This window comes from Pseudomonas sp. GL_093 (assembly GCF_057837605.1).
The window spans coordinates 6,818,802-6,837,199 of record NZ_CM174448.1 but is presented as its reverse complement, the minus strand read 5'-3'; the positions used below and the strand labels follow the sequence as shown (position 1 = coordinate 6,837,199).

The following is an 18,398-nucleotide window of genomic DNA, read 5'->3' as shown; positions in this document are numbered from 1 at the left end:
GGGGCTTTTACGTCAGAATCCCGCTCTATTCCGCTTTTGGTTACCGCTTCGATGAGCTGCAACAGTCAGAAAATTCGCACGCTTCGGCAGCAGATTCCCTCGTTCGAGTGCGTGCCCGGCTGCCATGACTGCTGTGGGCCGGTGACCACTTCACCAGAAGAAATGTCCCGCCTGCCGCGCAAGACCCGGGCCGAGCAGGACGCTGCGATGGATGAGCTCAATTGCGTTCACCTCGGACCCAACGGCTGCACCGTGTATGACGAGCGGCCGCTGATCTGTCGACTGTTCGGCACCACCAAGACCTTGCCATGCCCGAATGGGCGGGGGCCGGTGGAGCTGATTCATCCGCGGGTCGAGAAGCAGATTCACGAGTACATGGCTTCGACGCGGCAGGTCCTGGTCTAAGGGAAGACCGAGTCGCCTGCCTTCGCGAGCAGGCTCGCTCCCACAATGGATCTGTGTAAGACACAGATTTGTGGCCAGTGAAGATCACTGTGGGAGCGAGCCTGCTCGCGAAGGCGGCCGAACAGACGCCGCATACTTCAATCCGGAATCGGCAGGTTCAAGCTCTCTTTCACCTCTTCCATCACGATGTAGCTCTTGGATTCGCGCACATGCGGCAGTTTGAGCAGGATGTCGCCCAGCAGTTTGCGGTACGAGGCCATCTCGGAAATCCGCGCCTTCACCAGATAGTCGAAATCCCCTGACACCAAATGGCACTCCAGCACGTGGGGCAGTTTCAGCACCGCGCGTCGGAACTCTTCGAAAGTATCGCCGGATTTATAGTCGAGACTGATCTCGACGAACACCAGAAGACTGCCCTTGAGGTGCTGCGGATTCAGCCGGGCGTTGTAGCCCATGATGATCCCTTCGCGCTCCAGCCGCCGGACCCGCTCGGTACACGGCGTGGTCGAGAGCCCGACCTTTTCCCCCAGCTCGGTGAAGGAGATACGCCCGTCCGCTTGCAGGATCCGCAGGATGTTGCGGTCGATCTTGTCCAGCTCACGTTTGGTCTGAGTGTTGGTACGCATAGGGGATGCGCCTCCGTGAAAAGCGTTTTTGCCGAGAATTCTCGCCAAATATAGGCACTTATATAGTGAAAAGCACTGCCTAATCTTTTTTACACTGCGCACATCAATGCTCGACAACTACGAACGTCAGCGGCAAGCCGCGATGAGGGATATGAAAATGCGCGTTATGGTCTTGGGTAGCGGCGTCATCGGTACCACCAGTGCTTACTATCTGGCGCGTGCCGGGTTTGAAGTGGTGGTCGTGGACCGTCAGCCGGCCGCTGCCATGGAGACCAGTTTCGCCAACGCCGGGCAGGTTTCGCCGGGTTATGCCTCGCCGTGGGCTGCGCCGGGTGTTCCACTTAAAGCCATCAAGTGGCTGTTGCAGCGCCACGCACCGCTGGCGATCAAGGCCACCGCCGACATCGACCAGTACCTGTGGATGGCGCAGATGCTGCGCAACTGCACCGCCAGCCGTTATGCGGTGAACAAGGAGCGCATGGTCCGCCTGTCCGAGTACAGCCGTGACTGCCTCGACGAATTGCGCGCCGAAACCGGCATTGCCTACGAAGGCCGTAGCCTCGGTACTACGCAATTGTTCCGCACCCAGGCTCAACTCGACGGCGCCTGGAAAGACATCGCCGTGCTGAAAGAGTCCGGCGTGCCGTTCGAACTGCTCGATCGCGCCGGCATTGCCCGCGTTGAGCCGGCGCTGGCCAGCGTCACCAACATCCTCGCCGGTGCCCTGCGCCTGCCGAATGACCAGACTGGCGACTGCCAGATGTTCACCACCCGCCTGGTCGAAATGGCGACCAAACTGGGTGTGGAATTCCGCTTCGACCAGGACATTCAACGCCTCGACTACGCCGGCGACCGCGTCAATGGCGTATGGATCGACGGCAAGCTGGAAACCGCTGATCGCTACGTGCTGGCCTTGGGCAGCTACTCGCCGCAACTGCTCAAGCCGCTGGGCATCAAGGCGCCGGTGTATCCGCTCAAGGGTTATTCCTTGACTGTGCCGATCACCAATCCGGCGATGGCCCCGACTTCGACTATTCTCGACGAGACCTACAAGGTCGCGATCACCCGTTTCGACAACCGCATTCGCGTCGGTGGCATGGCTGAAATAGCCGGTTTTGACCTGTCGCTGAACCCGCGTCGGCGCGAAACCCTGGAGATGATCGTCAACGACCTCTATCCTCAGGGCGGCGATCTGGCCCAGGCGAGTTTCTGGACCGGTCTGCGTCCGACCACCCCGGACGGCACGCCGATCGTGGGTGCTACGCCGTTCAGTAATCTGTTTTTGAACACGGGTCACGGCACGCTTGGTTGGACCATGGCGTGCGGTTCCGGTCGCTTGCTGGCCGATCTGATGGCGAAGAAAACGCCGCAAATCAGCGCCGAAGGCCTCGATATTTCCCGTTATGGAAAAAAACTTCAGGAGTCTGCAAAACATGTCAATCCAGCGCCAGCTCACCAATGAGCGCATGAGCCAGATCGTAGTCCACAGCGGTACCGTGTATCTGGCAGGGCAGGTCGGCGACGATATGAACGCCGGGATTGAACAGCAGACCCGTGAAACGCTTGCCAACATCGAGCGTTTGCTGGATCTGGCCGGGACCGACAAGAGCCGTTTGCTGTCGGTGACGATTTACTTGAAAGACATTGATGCACACTTTGAAGGCATGAACGCGGTCTGGGACAAGTGGCTGCCAAAAGGCGTCGCACCGGCCCGTGCCACCGTTGAATCGAAGCTGTGCGAACCGGAAATCCTGGTTGAGCTGTCGGTTGTCGCCGCTCTGCCATAAGCCAGTCTGAAAAATCCCTCTCCCGGTGCTACTGGCGGTTCACGCCGTCAGCCAGCGCCGGTTTTTCTTCCCATGACCGCCTAGAAGTCTGCCGCCATGCGTCCAGCCCGTGCCCTGATCGATCTTCAAGCCCTGCGTCACAACTACCAAATCGCCCGTGAAGTCACGGGGGCCAAGGCCCTCGCGGTGATCAAGGCCGATGCCTACGGTCATGGCGCAGTGCGTTGTGCCCAAGCGCTGGAAGCCGAAGCAGATGGTTTCGCCGTGGCTTGTATCGAAGAAGCGTTGGAGCTGCGAGCCGCGGGTATTCGTGCGCCGGTGTTGTTGCTGGAAGGCTTTTTCGAGGCCGATGAGCTGTCGCTGATCGTCGAACATGATTTCTGGTGCGTGGTGCATTCGCTGTGGCAGCTCGAAGCGATCGAGAACGCTGCACTGAGCAAGCCGATCACGGTCTGGCTCAAGCTCGATTCGGGCATGCATCGGGTGGGCTTGCATCCAAAGGATTATCAGGCGGCCTATCAACGGCTGCTGGCCAGCGGCAAGGTGGCGAAGATTGTTCTGATGAGCCACTTCGCCCGGGCCGATGAGCTGCACAGTCAGGCCAGTGTCGAGCAAGTCGCGGTGTTCGAAGCGGCGCGTCAAGGTTTGTCCGCCGAAGTCAGCCTGCGCAACTCGCCGGCTGTGCTTGGCTGGCCGCAGATTCCAAGTGATTGGGTTCGCCCGGGCATCATGCTCTACGGTGCGACTCCGTTTGAAGAAGCCAACGCCGTGGCGTCCCGCCTGCAACCGGTGATGACCCTCGAATCGAAAGTGATTTGCGTGCGTGAACTGCCAGCCGGCGAGCCGATCGGTTACGGCGCCACATTCATCACTCAGAAACCGATGCGCGTGGGCGTGGTGGCCATGGGTTACGCCGACGGCTACCCACGTCAGGCGCCGACCGGTACGCCCGTGATGGTTGCCGGGCAGCGCAGCCAGTTGATTGGCCGGGTGTCGATGGACATGCTCTGCATCGACCTGACCGATGTGCCGCAAGCCGGCCTCGGTTCGACCGTTGAATTGTGGGGCAAAAACATTCTCGCCAGCGACGTGGCGGCGGCCGCGGGCACGATTCCTTACCAGATCTTCTGCAACCTGCGCCGGGTGCCGATGCTCTATTCCGGGGCTTAGGTCAAAGCGGCCTAACCGAAAGTCGCTTCACCGAACAGGATTCAGGTCCAAGTGTTGTAAATACTGAACGCTGTCGCCATGATAACGCTCAATATCCTTACAACCTGAATCCCTGGAGGCTCCAGCATTGGACGTCGGTGAACGACTGCAATCCATCCGTAAGCTCAAAGGTCTTTCCCAGCGTGAACTCGCCAAACGCGCGGGCGTCACCAACAGCACCATTTCGATGATCGAGAAGAACAGCGTCAGCCCCTCGATCAGTTCGCTGAGGAAAGTACTGGGCGGGATTCCCATGTCCATGGTCGAGTTCTTTTCCGAAGAGATCCTGCAGGAAAAACCGACTCAGATCGTCTACAAAGCCAACGAGCTGATCGATATTTCCGATGGCGCAGTGACCATGAAACTGGTCGGCAGGGCTCATCCGAGCCGGGCCATCGCGTTCCTCAACGAAATTTACCCGCCAGGCGCCGACACCGGTGACGAGATGCTCACCCATGAGGGCGAAGAAACCGGGATTTTGCTCGAAGGTCGACTTGAACTGGTGGTGGGGCTTGAAACTTTTGTGCTCGAAGCCGGCGACAGCTACTACTTTGAGAGTACTAAACCGCACCGTTTCCGTAATCCGTTCGATGCGCCAGCGCGACTAATCAGCGCAGCGACTCCAGCGAATTTCTAAGAAAAGAGGCGTCCCGCGAGCATTGCGCAGGTGCCCGAGTTGTTTTTCCGCCACGCATAAGACCCCTTCGACTTTAGGGTTGTTTCAGTGTGGCGGGCTTACCGTTATACTTGCGCCCGCCTGCGAACCGTGGCCGTGGGCGTGACTAGCCACCATTGAGGGTGAACGCGTGAATCTAATTATGAAAATGCTGGCCGTACCAGCAACCGTATTGGCCCTTTGGGCAGTCAGCGCACAAGCTGCGACCAACGACGATATTGCTAAACGCCTTGAGCCAGTCGGCCAGGTTTGCGTTCAGGGTAAAGAGTGCAAGGGGATGGAAGTCGCTGCTTCTGCTGGCGGCGGTGGTGGTGCCAAAACTCCTGACGAAGTGATTGCCAAACATTGCAACGCTTGCCACGGCACCGGCCTGTTGGGCGCGCCGAAAATTGGTGATGCCGCAGCCTGGGGCGAGCGCGCCAAGAAGGAAGGCGGTGTTGACGGTTTGCTGGCGAAAGCAATCTCCGGCCTCAATGCAATGCCTCCAAAAGGCACCTGCGCCGATTGCGCAGACGCCGAACTCAAAGGCGCCATCCAGAAGATGTCCGGCCTGAAATAAGCCTTCATCTTCATCAAAAAGCCGCTTTCGAGCGGTTTTTTTGTGCCTGCGATTTGCGGCTTTGACTGTTCATTGCAGCAAAGACCCGGCAAGCTCGGTCCAACCCCAATTCACGGAATGTAAGGGAGGATCAGATGGTGCAGCTGTGTTCTATCGAGCAAGCGGTCGATGAGGTCCTGGCACGGTTGCCGGCGCATATCCACATGGGCCTGCCCCTCGGTCTGGGCAAACCCAACCATTTCGTCAACGCGCTGTTTCAACGCATCGCGCAGTTGCCCGAGCGGCAGCTGACGATCTACACCGCCCTGTGCCTGGGCCGTCCTTCTTTGGGCGACGGTTTGCAAAAGCGTTTTCTAGAGCCCTTCATCGAGCGGGTTTTCGGCGACTATCCGGAACTGGATTTCCTGGCCGACCTGCATCGCGACAGCCTGCCGTCCAACATCCATGTTCAGCAGTTTTTCATGCAGCCCGGCAGCCTGCTCCACAGCGCACAGGCCCAGCAGGATTACATCAGCAGCAATTACAGCCACGCCGCTCGAGACATCAACGCCGCCGGGTTGAACCTGGTGGCGCAATTGGTGGCGAGCCACAGCGAACATCCCGACCGCCTGAGCCTGAGCTGCAACCCGGACATCACCCTCGACCTGTTCCCGATGATCGCGAAACGCCGGGCGGCGGGGGAGACGATCCTGCTGGTGGGCCAGGTGCACAACGATTTGCCGTACATGCCCGGCGACGCCGAAATCGGTATCGACACGTTCGACCTGCTGATCGACGAGAAGGACAGCACCACGCTGTTCTCCACACCGAACATGCCGGTGGGTTTCCAGGATCACTTCATCGGGCTGCATGCCAGCACGTTGGTGCGCGACGGCGGTACCTTGCAGATCGGCATCGGCGCCGTGGGCGACGCGCTGACTGCTGCGCTGCTGGCGCGGCAGGCCGACAATGACGGTTACAAGGCGTTGCTGACGGACGTGAATCTCAGCCAGTGGGCGCAACTCATCGACCGCGAAGGCGGCGTCGAACCTTTCGCCAAAGGCCTTTACGGTTGCAGTGAAATGTTCGTCAACGGCTTGCTGGTGCTGGCCGACGCCGGGATCGTGCGGCGCAAGGTCTATCCGGATGTGCCGACCCAGCAACAGGCGAATGCCGGCACGCTGGACGAAGCCGCGCAGACTGACGGCATCTCGGTGCATGGCGGTTTCTTCCTTGGGCCGCGCAGTTTCTATGAGCGCCTGAGCGAGCTGCCGCACAGCAAGCGGCTCGAGTTCAACATGACCCGCATCAGCTACATCAACGAGCTCTACGGACAGGAAGAACTCAAACGCTTGCAGCGCCTCGATGCGCGCTTCATCAACACCGCCTTCACAATGACCCTGCTTGGCGCAGCCGTATCGGATCAGCTCGAAGACGGGCGAGTACTCAGCGGTGTCGGCGGGCAATACAACTTCGTTGCGCAAGGACATGCACTGGAAGGCGCGCGTTCGGTGTTGCTCCTGCGCAGCTGGCGCGAGTCGGGCGGTGAGGTCAGTTCGAACATCGTCTGGGAGTACGGCCATTGCACGATCCCGCGACATCTGCGAGACATTGTGGTCACCGAGTACGGCATCGCCGATCTGCGGGGCAAGACCGATGCGGCGGTGATCGAGGCGTTGCTGAACATCAGCGACTCACGTTTCCAGCCGGGGTTGATCGAACAGGCTCAGGCGGTCGGCAAGTTACCGAAGAGTTTCCGTATTGATCCACGGTTCGCCGACAACAGTCCGCAGCGCTTGCAGGCCATCCAGGCGCGGCATCCGCAGTTGTTTCCGGAGTATCCGTTGGGCTGTGATTTCACCGCCGAGGAGAAGGATCTGCTGCGGGCGCTGAACTGGTTGAAGAGCAAGTTCAAGCTCACGGAGATTCTGGAACTGGGCAAGGCCGCGCTGGATGCGCCAGAACCTTCATCGTTTCCCGAACATCTGGAACGAATGCAGCTGACCAACCCGGAAGGGCTGAAAGAGGACTTGTTTCAGCGGTTGCTGCTCACCGGCCTCAAAGCCACCACGCAGTAACAGCCAGCCGAAAACAACTGTAGGAGTGAGCCTGCTCGCGATTGCGGTGTATCAGCCAACGAAAATGTCGACTGATACACCGCAATCGCGAGCAGGCTCACTCCTACAGGGGGGGTTGCGGTGTGGCGTTATTCGATGAAGGTTACGACGCCGCCAGCCAGCGACTGAACGCGAGCCAGGGATTCAACGCGATAACCCTGGGCATCCAGTTCCGCACGGCCGCCCTGGAACGACTTCTCGATCACGATACCCAGGCCCGCGACGGTGGCGCCGGCCTGTTTGATGATCGAGATCAGCGCTTGCGACGCCTTACCGTTGGCCAAAAAGTCATCGATGATCAGCACGCGGTCGCTGCTGGTCAGGTGGCGCGGGGAGATCGCCACGGTGCTTTCGGTCTGTTTGGTGAACGAGTAAACGGTCGCCGACAGCAGGTTTTCGGTCAGGGTCAGGGACTGATGCTTGCGCGCAAAAATCACCGGCACGCCGAGGTTCAGACCGGTCATGATCGCCGGCGCGATGCCCGAGGCTTCGATGGTGACGATCTTGGTGATGCCCGAATCCTTGAACAGCGTGGCGAATTCGTCGCCGATCAGCTTCATCAGGGCCGGGTCGATCTGGTGGTTCAGAAAGGCGTCGACTTTCAGGACCTGGTCGGAAAGCACGATGCCTTCTTCGCGAATTTTCTTGTGCAGTGCTTCCATGAAGCTTTCCTCTTCGGGCGGCTTGTGCGCCTAAGGCTGGTTAAAAAGTAGTCGATTCTAGCGCTTTAACATCGCGCGTATATCCGCCAATGCGGTATTGCCGCGAACAGCTTTGACTTCAACGGGTGTGTCGTCGGTGCCTTCCCAGGCCAGGTCGTCCGGCGGCAGTTCATCAAGAAAGCGGCTCGGCGCGCAGTCGATGATCTCGCCGTATTGCTTACGCTTGGCGGCGAAGGTGAAGGCCAGGGTCTGACGCGCCCGGGTAATTCCGACGTAGGCCAGCCGACGTTCTTCTTCGATGGTGTCGGCTTCGATACTGGAGCGGTGCGGGAGGATTTCCTCTTCCATGCCCATGATGAACACGTAAGGGAATTCCAGGCCCTTGGAGGCGTGCAGGGTCATCATCTGCACACCTTCGGCACCGTCTTCCTCTTCCTGCTGACGCTCCAGCATGTCGCGCAGGACGAGTTTGCCGATGGCGTCTTCGACGGTCATCTCGCCTTCTTCGTCTTTTTCGAGGGTGTTCTTCAACGCCTCGATCAGGAACCAGACGTTACCCATGCGGTAATCGGCGGCCTTGTCACTGGAACTGTTGGTGCGCAGCCAGTTCTCGTAGTCGATGTCCATGACCATGCTGCGCAGCGCCGAGATCGGGTCTTCGCCGGCGCACTGCTCGCGGACCTTGTCCATGAAGCGCTTGAAGCGCGACAGTCGATCGGTGAAGCGCGTATCCAGATGCTCGCCCAGACCGATTTCGTCGGTGGCGGCGTACATCGAGATTTTGCGTTCGGTGGCGTAGTTGCCGAGCTTTTCCAGCGTGGTCGAACCGATCTCCCGGCGTGGGACGTTGATCACCCGCAGGAAGGCGTTGTCGTCGTCCGGGTTCACGATCAGGCGGAAGTAGGCCATCAGGTCTTTCACTTCCTGACGTCCGAAAAAGCTGTTGCCGCCGGACAGGCGATACGGAATCTGGTGGTGTTGCAGCTTCAGCTCGATCAGCTTGGCCTGGTAGTTACCGCGATACAGGATTGCAAAATCGCTGTAGGGCCGATCCGTGCGCAAGTGCAGGGTCAGCAGTTCCACGGCCACGCGTTCGGCTTCGGCGTCTTCGTTGCGACAACGGATCACGCGGATCTCGTCGCCATGACCCATCTCGCTCCACAGCTGCTTTTCGAATTCGTGCGGGTTGTTCGAGATCAGCACGTTGGCGCAACGCAGGATGCGGCTGGTGGAGCGATAGTTTTGCTCCAGCATCACCACTTTCAGGGACGGGTAATCGTCCTTGAGCAGCATCAGGTTTTCCGGCCGGGCGCCGCGCCAGGCGTAGATCGACTGATCGTCATCGCCCACCACGGTGAACTGGTTGCGTATGCCGATCAGCAGCTTCACCAGCAAATACTGGCTGGCGTTGGTGTCCTGGTATTCGTCCACCAGCAGGTAGCGGACTTTGTTCTGCCATTTTTCGAGGATGTCGGCGTGTTCCTGGAACAGCTTCACCGGCAGCAGGATCAGGTCGTCGAAGTCCACCGCGTTGAACGCCTTGAGCGTGCGCTGATAGTGGGTGTAGACGATGGCGGCGGTCTGTTCCTTGGGGTTGCGCGCGTTTTCCAGGGCTTCGGGCGGCAGGATCAGGTCGTTTTTCCACGAGCCGATCATGTTCTTGATCTCGTCGACGCCGTCGTCGCCCGAGTATTCCTTCTGCATGATGTCGGTCATCAAGGCTTTGACATCGGTTTCGTCGAAGATCGAGAAACCCGGCTTGTAGCCCAACCGCACGTGTTCCTTGCGGATGATGTTCAGGCCCAGATTGTGGAAGGTGCAGACGGTCAGGCCGCGGCCTTCGCCGCCCTTGAGCAGGGTGCCGACCCGTTCCTTCATCTCGCGCGCGGCCTTGTTGGTAAAGGTCATCGCGACGATGTACTGGGCGCGAATGCCGCAGTTCTGGATCAGATGCGCAATTTTGCGCGTGATCACGCTGGTCTTGCCGGAGCCTGCACCGGCGAGCACCAATAGAGGGCCGCCGACGTAGTTCACGGCTTCTTGCTGCCGGGGATTGAGTCGGGACATACGGAATCAGGGAGTCGTTTGCGAAATGGGCCGGCATTTTAACAGGCTCAGCGAATTGTGCTGCTCTCTCCGACTTGTGACGCAGCACGCTATCTATATTTGCCGGTTTTGATACTTTCACGCAGGATGCGCGGTGAGTTTGCGTCTAATGTTCGTAATTCCGGATACAAAGCCGCGTTTGTTAACCGGTGTCATTTGGTCATTGGTTATCGGCGCTGCATAATGCCGCCGCCTACATCTTTGCAGAGTCTAGGGAGCTAGCTTGTCTACGCCTGTCGAACCCTTGCGTTTGCTGCTACTGGCCGAAGAGCCAGCGTGGGCAGCGTTGTTGCGCGAGTGTCTGGCTCCGATGGGGAGCTCGACCGTGCTGATCAGCGCGCCGAGCTGGGAGTCGGTCAGCAGTCTGTTCGATGACAACCGCAGCGCGGTGTTGTTGACGATTCCAGCGCTTCAACCTCTACCTGGCCGTTGCAGCCTGCCGACGGTATTGCTGCTCGAACATGAGCCGCTGTCGCCGCCCGATGGTGTGAGTGACTGGCTGGTACGCGATCACCTCGATCCCGGCATGTTGCGCCGGTGCCTGCGGCATGTGCGCGAGCGGGGCGTGCTGGAAAACACCCTGCAGCGCCTGGCCGAGCAAGACCCGCTGACCGGCATCGCCAATCGCCAGGGTTTCCAGACCTTGCTGGCGGCACGCCTGGCGGAAAACGACGGCCGCGGCCTGGCCCTCGGTCACCTCGACCTCGATAACTTCCGTCACGCCAACGATGCCCTCGGCCACCAGGCCGGTGACCGGTTGATCCTGCAAGTGGTCGCGCGGCTGAAAAGCCAGCTTGAGGCCGGTGATCAACTGGCGCGACTGGGCAGTGATGAGTTCGCCCTGCTGATTGACACCCGCCGCGCGCCTCAGCGCGCCGAATGGATGGCCGAGCGCATTACCGAAGCGTTGGCCGAGCCTTACTGGGTCGACGGCGAAAGCCTGTTGATCGGTTCCAGCCTGGGCATCGCCCACGCCCGGGCCCAGGCCGGTGCCGACCCGCTGATGTGGCACGCACACATCGCCATGCAACAAGCCAAGAGCACGCAGGGCTGTACCTTCCACATCTTCAACGAACGCATCAATCGCAATGCCCGCAGCATGGCCGATCTCGAAAGCGAGCTGCGCCGGGCGTTGCGCCGGGATGAACTGGAACTGCATTACCAGCCACGCCTGAACCTTGAGGACGGGCAGATCGTCGGCCTCGAAGCCTTGGTACGCTGGCGTCATGGCGAGCGCGGCTTGTTGCCACCGAGCGAATTCGTGCCGCTGGCCGAGCAAAGCGGCTTGATTGTGCCACTCGGTTACTGGGTGATTTCCCGCGCCCTGCGTGACATGCAAGCGTTGCGCGAACGGGGTTTGCCGGCGTTGCACATGGCGATCAACCTGTCGTTCCGGCAGTTTCAGGACAGCCAGTTGCTTTCGACACTGAGTCGTTTGATTGCCGAGCGCGGCGTCGAAGCGCAATGGCTGGAGTTCGAGCTGACTGAAACCGCGGTGATGCGCCGCAGCGATCTGGTGAAACAGACCATGGATGCGTTGGGGCGTCTGGGTGTGCGCTTCTCCCTCGACGACTTCGGCACCGGTTTCTCTTCGTTTGTGCACCTCAACAGCCTGCCGATTACCTTGCTGAAGATTGATAAGAGCTTTGTCGGCGGCATGGAACAGCGCGAAGAGAATCGAAAACTGGTGCACGCGATGATCAATCTGGCGCACAACCTCAATCTTGAAGTGGTCGCCGAAGGCGTAGAAACGCCGGAGCAACTGGATCTGTTGCGCGGGTTTGGCTGCGATCAGGTGCAGGGATATTTGATCAGCAAGCCGTTGCCGTTGGCGGAGCTGGTTGAGTATTTGACCTTCGGCAGCAATCAGCAGCCCGCACTGGAAGTCGTGAGTTAACGCCGAACCAATGTGGGAGCGAGCTTGCTCGCGATAGCGGTGTGTCAGTCGACATCAATGTTAACTGACACACCCTCATCGCGAGCAAGCTCGCTCCCACAAGGGATCTCAGTCAGGCTGGGCGACCGGGAAACTATTCTGCGGCGCAGGCTCCTGCCGAATCATCCGCTTCATCTTCCACTCAAACGCCCACGTCAAACTCACCGCGGCGCACGCCAGCCCCAGCGCCAACCCCCACCAGACACCCGTCGGCCCCCAATTCAAATGGAAGGCCATCCACCAGGCGGCAGGCGCGCCAATCAGCCAATAACATCCCAACCCCACCAGGAACGTGGTCTTGGCATCCTTGAGCCCGCGAATGCAGCCCATGGCGATGGTTTGCGTGCCGTCGAACAGCTCGAACCACGCGGCGACCGCCAACAGGCTCACGGCCAGGTTGATGACGTCGCGAAACGCCGGGTCGTTGTGGTCCAGGAACAAACCGATCAACTGATTCGGCAGCAACCAGAAGACCATGGCGAAGGCAAGCATCGCCGCCGCGCCAAAAGCGATGCCGACCCGTCCGGCCAGCCGTGCATTCAGCAGCTGCCCGGCGCCGTAGTGCTGCCCGATGCGCATGGTGATCGCATAGGAAATCCCCGCCGGAACCATGAACGCCACCGAGACGATTTGCAGGGCAATCTGGTGTGCGCCCATTTGCGTACTGCCCATGGTGCCCATGCACAGCGCGGCGAACGCAAACAGTCCGACTTCCACCGCGTAGGTGCCACCAATCGGCAGGCCCAGGCGCCACAGTTCCTTGAGGTATTGACGGTTAGGTCGCGACAAGCCCTGACGCAAGGGATAAGCGTCGTAGGCCGGATGCCGACGGATGTGCCAGGCCAGCGCCAGCGCCATGCAGTTGGCGACAACAGCGGTAACCAGCCCGATGCCCATCAACCCCAGTTTCGGCAGACCGAACATGCCGGTAATCAAGGCGTAATTGAGCAGGAAGTTGGCCACGGTGCCACCGAGGCTGATGACCATCACCGGCGTCGCGCGGCCGATGGCACTGGTGAAGCCGCGCAAGGCCATGAAACTCAGGTAGCCGGGCAGGGCGAACGGCAGGATCAGCAGGAACTGCCCGGCTGCGTGGACGTTGGTTTCGGTCTGGCCGAACAGCAGCAACACCGGTTTGAGGTTCCACAGCAGCAGCCCGGCCACCAACGCCATCAACCACGCCAGCCATAACCCCGCCTGGGTCAGCCTGGTGGCGCCGACGATGTCGCCGGCACCCTGACGAATAGCCACGAGGGTGCCGACCGCGGCGATCACGCCAATGCAAAAAATCGACACGAACGAGTATGTCGCTGCGCCCAGGCCGCCACCGGCCAGCGCCTCTGGACTCAGGCGCGCCATCATCAAGGTGTCGGTGAGGACCATCAGCATGTGCGCCAACTGCGAGGCAATCAACGGCCCCGCCAGCCGCAGGATGGCCCAGAGTTCGGTACGTGCTGGATGCTGCATGGTCATCACGCTCGATAATTAAAGAGGGACAGGAAAGCGTCGATTCTCGGCGCTCTACGGGGTTTGCACAAAGGGATAAAAAGGATGGGTTGCATGATTCAAACTCATGCTGGAGAGTTTCTGCTAGGGTGGCCGAATCCCGCTATAGGAGCTTTCCGAATGTCCCGTCGTCTTCCTCCCTTGTATGCCCTGCGCGCATTCGAAGCGGCGGCGCGGCACAGTTCGTTTACCCGTGCGGCCGAAGAATTATCGATCACCCAAAGCGCGGTCAGTCGGCACATTCGTACACTCGAAGAGCATTTTGCCTGCCGGCTGTTTCACCGCAGTGGGCGCAATCTGCAATTGACCGAGTCGGCGCGGTTGATCCTGCCCGGCATTCGCGAAGGCTTCACCGCCCTGGAGCGGGCCTGCAATACCTTGCGTGCCGAAGATGACATCCTGCGCATGAAAGCGCCGTCGACCCTGACCATGCGCTGGCTGCTGGCTCGGCTCAGCCGCTTTCGGCACCTGCAACCAGGCAATGAGGTGCAATTGACCAGCGCCTGGATGGACGTCGACTCGGTGGACTTCAACCATGAACCATTCGACTGTGCCGTCATCCTCAGCAACGGGCATTTCCCGCCGGACTGGGAGGCGAGTTTCCTGTTCCCGGAAGAACTGATTCCAGTCGGTGCACCGAATCTTCTGCAGGATCAACCGTGGGATGTCGCACGGCTGGCCAATGCCGAACTGCTGCACCCGACACCGGATCGGCGCGACTGGCGCAGTTGGCTGGAACGCATGGGGCTGGCGGATCAGGTGTCGCTCAAGGGCGGGCAGGTGTTCGACACGCTGGAGCTGGGCATGATCGCCGCCGCCCGAGGTTATGGCGTGTCCATGGGCGATCTGCTGATGGTGGCGGAAGATGTGGCTCAGGGACGTCTGAGTCTGCCGTGGCCGACGGCCGTCGCCAGCGGTGAGAAATATTACCTGGTCTGGCCGAAAACCCGCCCCGGTGGTGAACGTTTGCGCAGGCTCAGCGACTTCCTGCAAAGCGAAGCCCGCGCAATGGAATTGCCCGACGTTCAACACTTGGGCTGAATCGATAGAGCCGCCGCAATGGCGGCCTTGAGCCATATCCCGGTTAATTACTCAAGTATTCAGATTTTCCGCCGAAAATGCAGGTGGAACCTTCGTGCAGGTTCGACGTAATTCCCATTAGAAATTTTGCTGAGCGTGCGTCGTGATCAGGATGATCCGGTCGCTCGGCCAGGAGCTGTCATGTCTCAACCTCGTGCCCGGATCGCCTCACAGCTTGGTCTTGCGCTTGCCGTGATACTGGCGATTGTCATCAGCGGCAGTACCGTGTTCGCCCTGCGTTCGCTGGACACCGCCAACCTCGCCACCCGCGAAGAGCACCTGGCCAGTGAAGCCCGGTTGCTGGCCGATCAGTTGAGTACCTTTCACGGCACGTTGCGTGAAAGCACCCAGCGCCTGAGCGGCTTGTTCGAGAAGCGCTTCAGCGCCGGTTTGAGCGTGCACCCGGATGAACCGGTGGCGGTAGCGGGCGCGCAGACGCCGGGGCTGCACCTGGGTAGCGAAGTGTTGAACAACAATTTCAAGGAAGTGGACGAGTTCAAGCAAATGACCGCCGGCGTTGCGACGGTGTTTGTGCGCAGCGGCGAAGACTTCATCCGGGTCAGCACGTCCCTGAGCAAACAGGACGGCAGCCGGGCCATCGGTACGCTGCTCGATCACGCGAACCCGGCCTATGCCCGCTTGATGGCGGGGCAGGCCTACGTCGGTCGCGCCTTGTTGTTCGAACGCTCCTACATGACTCAGTACACCCCCGTACGTGACAGCGGCGGTAAGGTGATTGCCGTGCTGTTCGTAGGATTTGATTACACCGACGCGCAGAACGCGCAGTTCGCCAACCTCAAGCGCTTCCGTATCGGCCAGACCGGTTCCCTGGCGCTGCTGGATGAACAGAGCAAATGGCTGGTGCCGATCGCGGGCGTACAAGCGCTGGATCAGGCGACTCCGACCATCGTTGGCTTGGCGAAAACGCCGGGCAAGGGCGAGTTCTGGAGCGACAAGTCCGAAGATTTCTACAGCATTGCCGTACCGTTTGAAGGCGGCCCATGGTCGGTCGTGGCGAGCATGCCGAAAACCGAAATCCGTGCCGTGACCTGGAGTGTCGGCATTCAATTGGCGATTGGCAGTCTGCTGGCGATGTTGATCGCTGTGGCGGCGGCGGTCTGGTTGCTGCGCAGCAAACTGGCGCCGCTGGGTGATCTGGTGCGTCAGGCCGAAGCTTTGGGCGCCGGTGATTTGAGCGTGCGTCTGAACGTATCGAGCAACGACGAGATCGGTCAGCTGGCTCGCGCGTTCAACCAGATGAGCCAAGCGCTGTCGACCATGGTCGAGCACATCCGCAAGGCCTCGCAAGAGGTCAACAGCCGCGCCCAGGCCCTGTCCGGTCTGTCCGGTGGCGCCTATGAAGGGATGGAGCAGCAGTCGGGCGAAATCACCAGCATGGCCGGCGCCGTGGAAGAGTTCAGCGCAACATCCCTGAACATTGCCGACAACATGGGCAGCACTCAGCGTCTGGCCCAGGAAAACGCACAGCAAACCCAGATCGGTCGAACGTCGATGGACGAAGCGTCCTCGTCTCTGGAGCAAATCGCTGGCGCGCTGAACAGCACGGCGACGGTGATCAATACCTTGGGTCAGCGCTCCCAGGAAATCGGTGGCATTGTCGGTGTGATTACCTCGATTGCCGATCAAACCAACCTGCTGGCGCTCAACGCCGCCATCGAAGCCGCTCGTGCCGGTGAGCAGGGGCGTGGTTTTGCCGTGGTAGCCGATGAGGTTCGCAACCTGGCTTCGCGTACCCGCCAGGCGACAGATGAAATTTCCGGAATGATTCAAAGCATCCAGCAGGAAACCGGCAACGCCATCAGCACCATGGAGCAGGGCAACGTATTGATGCAGGAAGGCCTGGCGCGCAACGCCAATGTCGCCAGTGCCCTGGCACGGATCGATGAGCAAAGCCGTTCTGCCGGTCAGCAATTCGCGGCGATCACCACCGCGACTCAGGAGCAGAGCAGTACCGCCACCTTGCTCAGCAGCAACCTGCAAAGCATTGCCCTGGCGAACAGTGAGCAGCGTGAGGTGGTGTCGAACCTTGCGGTGACGGCCAAAGAGCTGGAGAAGCTCGCGGCGGACTTGCGCCAAGAGGTTGACCGGTTTCGTTGAGGCGCCGCTGAAATAGCTATCGCGAGCAGGCTCACTCCTACAGTTGATCTTTGGTGTTCACAAGTTCTGTGTTCACAACAAATCCAGTGTAGGAGTGAGCCTGCTCGCGATGGGGTCACCTCAATTTAGGATAGGCCCACAGCTAGTTGCACTTGGCATTGCTGGACACTTCCTTGGTCGCCTGTTTCAACTGGCTACCCAGCTCAGCCGCATTGGTGCTGTTGTAAACCCGGCCACCGGTGTTTTCGGCGATGCAGCGCGACGGGCCACCGGCGCCGATTTTCACCACGTTGACCCGCAGGCGCGGTTGTTCCCTGGCGATTCGGCGGGACACGGCGCAGGCGTCTTTATCGCAACCGTCCTCGCCGTCGACGAACATCACGATCACTGCATCGTTATTGCGCCCGTCGACCTTGCTGGCGGCGTAGGCCAGGCTGTCGGCCAGTGGTGTGCCATCGTTGGGAACCAGACCGCGAATCCCGTTGATCAGCCGCGGGCGGTCGCCAAACTTGAACACGCCCTGGTCCGGTGTTCTTTCGCAACCGGCGAAGGTGATCAGGCGCGTGTCGATCTTCGGGTCCAGCCCATTGATCATGCCGGCCAGCGAGTCCTTGGCGACGTCCATGCGGCTGGGCTTGGCGAAGATCTGCATGGTGCGGTTCGGGTCCAGGTACTTGTTCATCTCATTGCCGAAGAACCAGTCCTCATCGGATTTCACCGACTTGATGTTCAAGTCCATCGAGCCCGAGGTGTCGAGTACCACCACAAATTGCGGGGGCACGGCATCAGGCGCTTTTTTACGGCACGCGTAGTTGTCCAGCGTCGGGGCTGGAGGTGGCGGCGGTGGCGGTGGCGGCGCGGCCACGACCGGTTTTGGTGGTGGGACGGGCTTGGGTGGCGGCACTGGTTTTGGTTCGGGCACCGGTTCTGGTTCCGGAACAGGTTCCGGTTCCACAGCAGGCTCGGGAACTGGCTCGGGAACAGGCTCAACCGGTTTCTCGACGGGCGTCACCACTGGCGCTACCGGCGCTACAGGCGGAACCACAACAACCGGTTCACGGTGCAGGAACCACCAGAGCCACAGCGCCAGAAGCAGCAACAGCAGCGCAAGCAAGGCCGCCGCGATCCACCAGCCACGGCGCGACGGCGGAACAACCGGCACCACTGGAACCACCGGCGGCACGATCGGTTTGGGCGGACGCAGGTTCCAGCGCACCACCAAAGGCTCCCCGTTGAGGCTGTAGAGTTTGTCCAGCTCCGGCGTGCCGAGCAGGCTGCGCAGGTCTTGCGCTTCCGTCGGTTGACCGCGTTTTTGCAGTTCGTCCGCCAGCTGTCCGAGGGACGTCTGACGCACTTCATAGGTTTCCAGCAAACGTCGTTGCGCGTCCTCGTTGAGGTCGGCGTAGGGCGTGGGTTGGCCACCCAGTTCGGTCCACCATTCCAGTACGTCGCCGCTGCCCATCCGCGGGATGGCAAACAGGCTGGCGACGGTCGGCGGAAAGTGTTTCTGGATGAGGGCGACTTTGGCTTGCAGCGCACTCATCCCCTCCGGTGTGGCTTGCGCATCCCTGATGACCCGCTGCATGACGACGATTCCTGAAAAAGTGCAGGCCTCCATCGGGAGGCCAGCGG

15 protein-coding genes are annotated in these 18,398 nt (G+C 60.3%); 10 read left to right on the top strand and 5 right to left on the bottom strand.

The window, feature by feature from the left end; all coding sequences use genetic code 11:
• Positions 1 to 51 precede the first annotated feature (51 nt).
• Entirely contained in the window at positions 52 to 405 is a 354-nt protein-coding gene (locus AC3IUE_RS31600) for a YkgJ family cysteine cluster protein (RefSeq protein WP_007947437.1), read from the top strand.
• Positions 406 to 542: 137 nt separating this feature from the next.
• Here the strand turns inward: AC3IUE_RS31600 and AC3IUE_RS31595 are convergent, their stop codons facing one another.
• Entirely contained in the window at positions 543 to 1,031 is a 489-nt protein-coding gene (locus AC3IUE_RS31595; protein ID WP_003206849.1) for an Lrp/AsnC ligand binding domain-containing protein, read from the bottom strand.
• 157 nt (positions 1,032 to 1,188) lie between these two features.
• Here AC3IUE_RS31595 and dadA point away from each other — a divergent pair, with 157 nt between their 5' ends.
• From dadA to AC3IUE_RS31565, 6 genes are all read left to right on the top strand, one after another.
• Positions 1,189 to 2,493: a D-amino acid dehydrogenase gene (gene dadA, locus AC3IUE_RS31590; RefSeq protein ID WP_489264634.1), complete on the top strand. Its 1,305-nt coding sequence runs from the start codon at positions 1,189 to 1,191 to the stop codon at positions 2,491 to 2,493.
• Complete coding sequence (locus AC3IUE_RS31585) at positions 2,465 to 2,818, top strand: RidA family protein (protein WP_008150191.1); 354 nt, start codon at positions 2,465 to 2,467, stop codon at positions 2,816 to 2,818. Before dadA ends, AC3IUE_RS31585 begins: the two co-directional genes overlap by 29 nt.
• A gap of 96 nt (positions 2,819 to 2,914) precedes the next feature.
• Complete coding sequence (gene alr / locus AC3IUE_RS31580) at positions 2,915 to 3,988, top strand: alanine racemase (protein ID WP_489264633.1); 1,074 nt, start codon at positions 2,915 to 2,917, stop codon at positions 3,986 to 3,988.
• 127 nt (positions 3,989 to 4,115) lie between these two features.
• Entirely contained in the window at positions 4,116 to 4,664 is a 549-nt protein-coding gene (locus AC3IUE_RS31575; protein ID WP_008150195.1) for a cupin domain-containing protein, read from the top strand.
• A 181-nt stretch (positions 4,665 to 4,845) separates the two neighbouring features.
• Positions 4,846 to 5,262, top strand: a complete 417-nt coding sequence (locus AC3IUE_RS31570) for a c-type cytochrome (RefSeq protein WP_033053381.1) — start codon at positions 4,846 to 4,848, stop codon at positions 5,260 to 5,262.
• 134 nt (positions 5,263 to 5,396) lie between these two features.
• Positions 5,397 to 7,319, top strand: a complete 1,923-nt coding sequence (locus tag AC3IUE_RS31565) for an acetyl-CoA hydrolase/transferase C-terminal domain-containing protein (RefSeq protein ID WP_489264632.1) — start codon at positions 5,397 to 5,399, stop codon at positions 7,317 to 7,319.
• 128 nt (positions 7,320 to 7,447) lie between these two features.
• Here the strand turns inward: AC3IUE_RS31565 and AC3IUE_RS31560 are convergent, their stop codons facing one another.
• Positions 7,448 to 8,020, bottom strand: coding sequence for a xanthine phosphoribosyltransferase (locus AC3IUE_RS31560; RefSeq protein WP_020799401.1), 573 nt, complete (start codon positions 8,018 to 8,020; stop codon positions 7,448 to 7,450).
• A 57-nt stretch (positions 8,021 to 8,077) separates the two neighbouring features.
• Complete coding sequence (gene rep, locus AC3IUE_RS31555) at positions 8,078 to 10,087, bottom strand: DNA helicase Rep (protein WP_056738697.1); 2,010 nt, start codon at positions 10,085 to 10,087, stop codon at positions 8,078 to 8,080.
• Positions 10,088 to 10,349: 262 nt separating this feature from the next.
• On the opposite strand from rep, the gene AC3IUE_RS31550 reads away from it, so the two are divergent.
• Positions 10,350 to 12,023, top strand: a complete 1,674-nt coding sequence (locus tag AC3IUE_RS31550; RefSeq protein ID WP_489264631.1) for a putative bifunctional diguanylate cyclase/phosphodiesterase — start codon at positions 10,350 to 10,352, stop codon at positions 12,021 to 12,023.
• A 108-nt stretch (positions 12,024 to 12,131) separates the two neighbouring features.
• On the opposite strand, the gene AC3IUE_RS31545 is transcribed toward AC3IUE_RS31550, so the two are convergent.
• Positions 12,132 to 13,529: a NorM family multidrug efflux MATE transporter gene (locus AC3IUE_RS31545; RefSeq protein ID WP_489264630.1), complete on the bottom strand. Its 1,398-nt coding sequence runs from the start codon at positions 13,527 to 13,529 to the stop codon at positions 12,132 to 12,134.
• 159 nt (positions 13,530 to 13,688) lie between these two features.
• Between AC3IUE_RS31545 and AC3IUE_RS31540 the strand changes: the two genes are divergently transcribed.
• Together AC3IUE_RS31540 and AC3IUE_RS31535 are read left to right on the top strand one after the other, a co-directional pair.
• Positions 13,689 to 14,609: a LysR substrate-binding domain-containing protein gene (locus AC3IUE_RS31540; protein WP_056738702.1), complete on the top strand. Its 921-nt coding sequence runs from the start codon at positions 13,689 to 13,691 to the stop codon at positions 14,607 to 14,609.
• 180 nt (positions 14,610 to 14,789) lie between these two features.
• Complete coding sequence (locus AC3IUE_RS31535; protein WP_489264629.1) at positions 14,790 to 16,766, top strand: methyl-accepting chemotaxis protein; 1,977 nt, start codon at positions 14,790 to 14,792, stop codon at positions 16,764 to 16,766.
• 142 nt (positions 16,767 to 16,908) lie between these two features.
• On the opposite strand, the gene AC3IUE_RS31530 is transcribed toward AC3IUE_RS31535, so the two are convergent.
• On the bottom strand, positions 16,909 to 18,351 hold the full coding sequence (locus AC3IUE_RS31530; RefSeq protein ID WP_489264628.1) for a vWA domain-containing protein: 1,443 nt from the start codon (positions 18,349 to 18,351) through the stop codon (positions 16,909 to 16,911).
• Positions 18,352 to 18,398 lie beyond the last annotated feature (47 nt).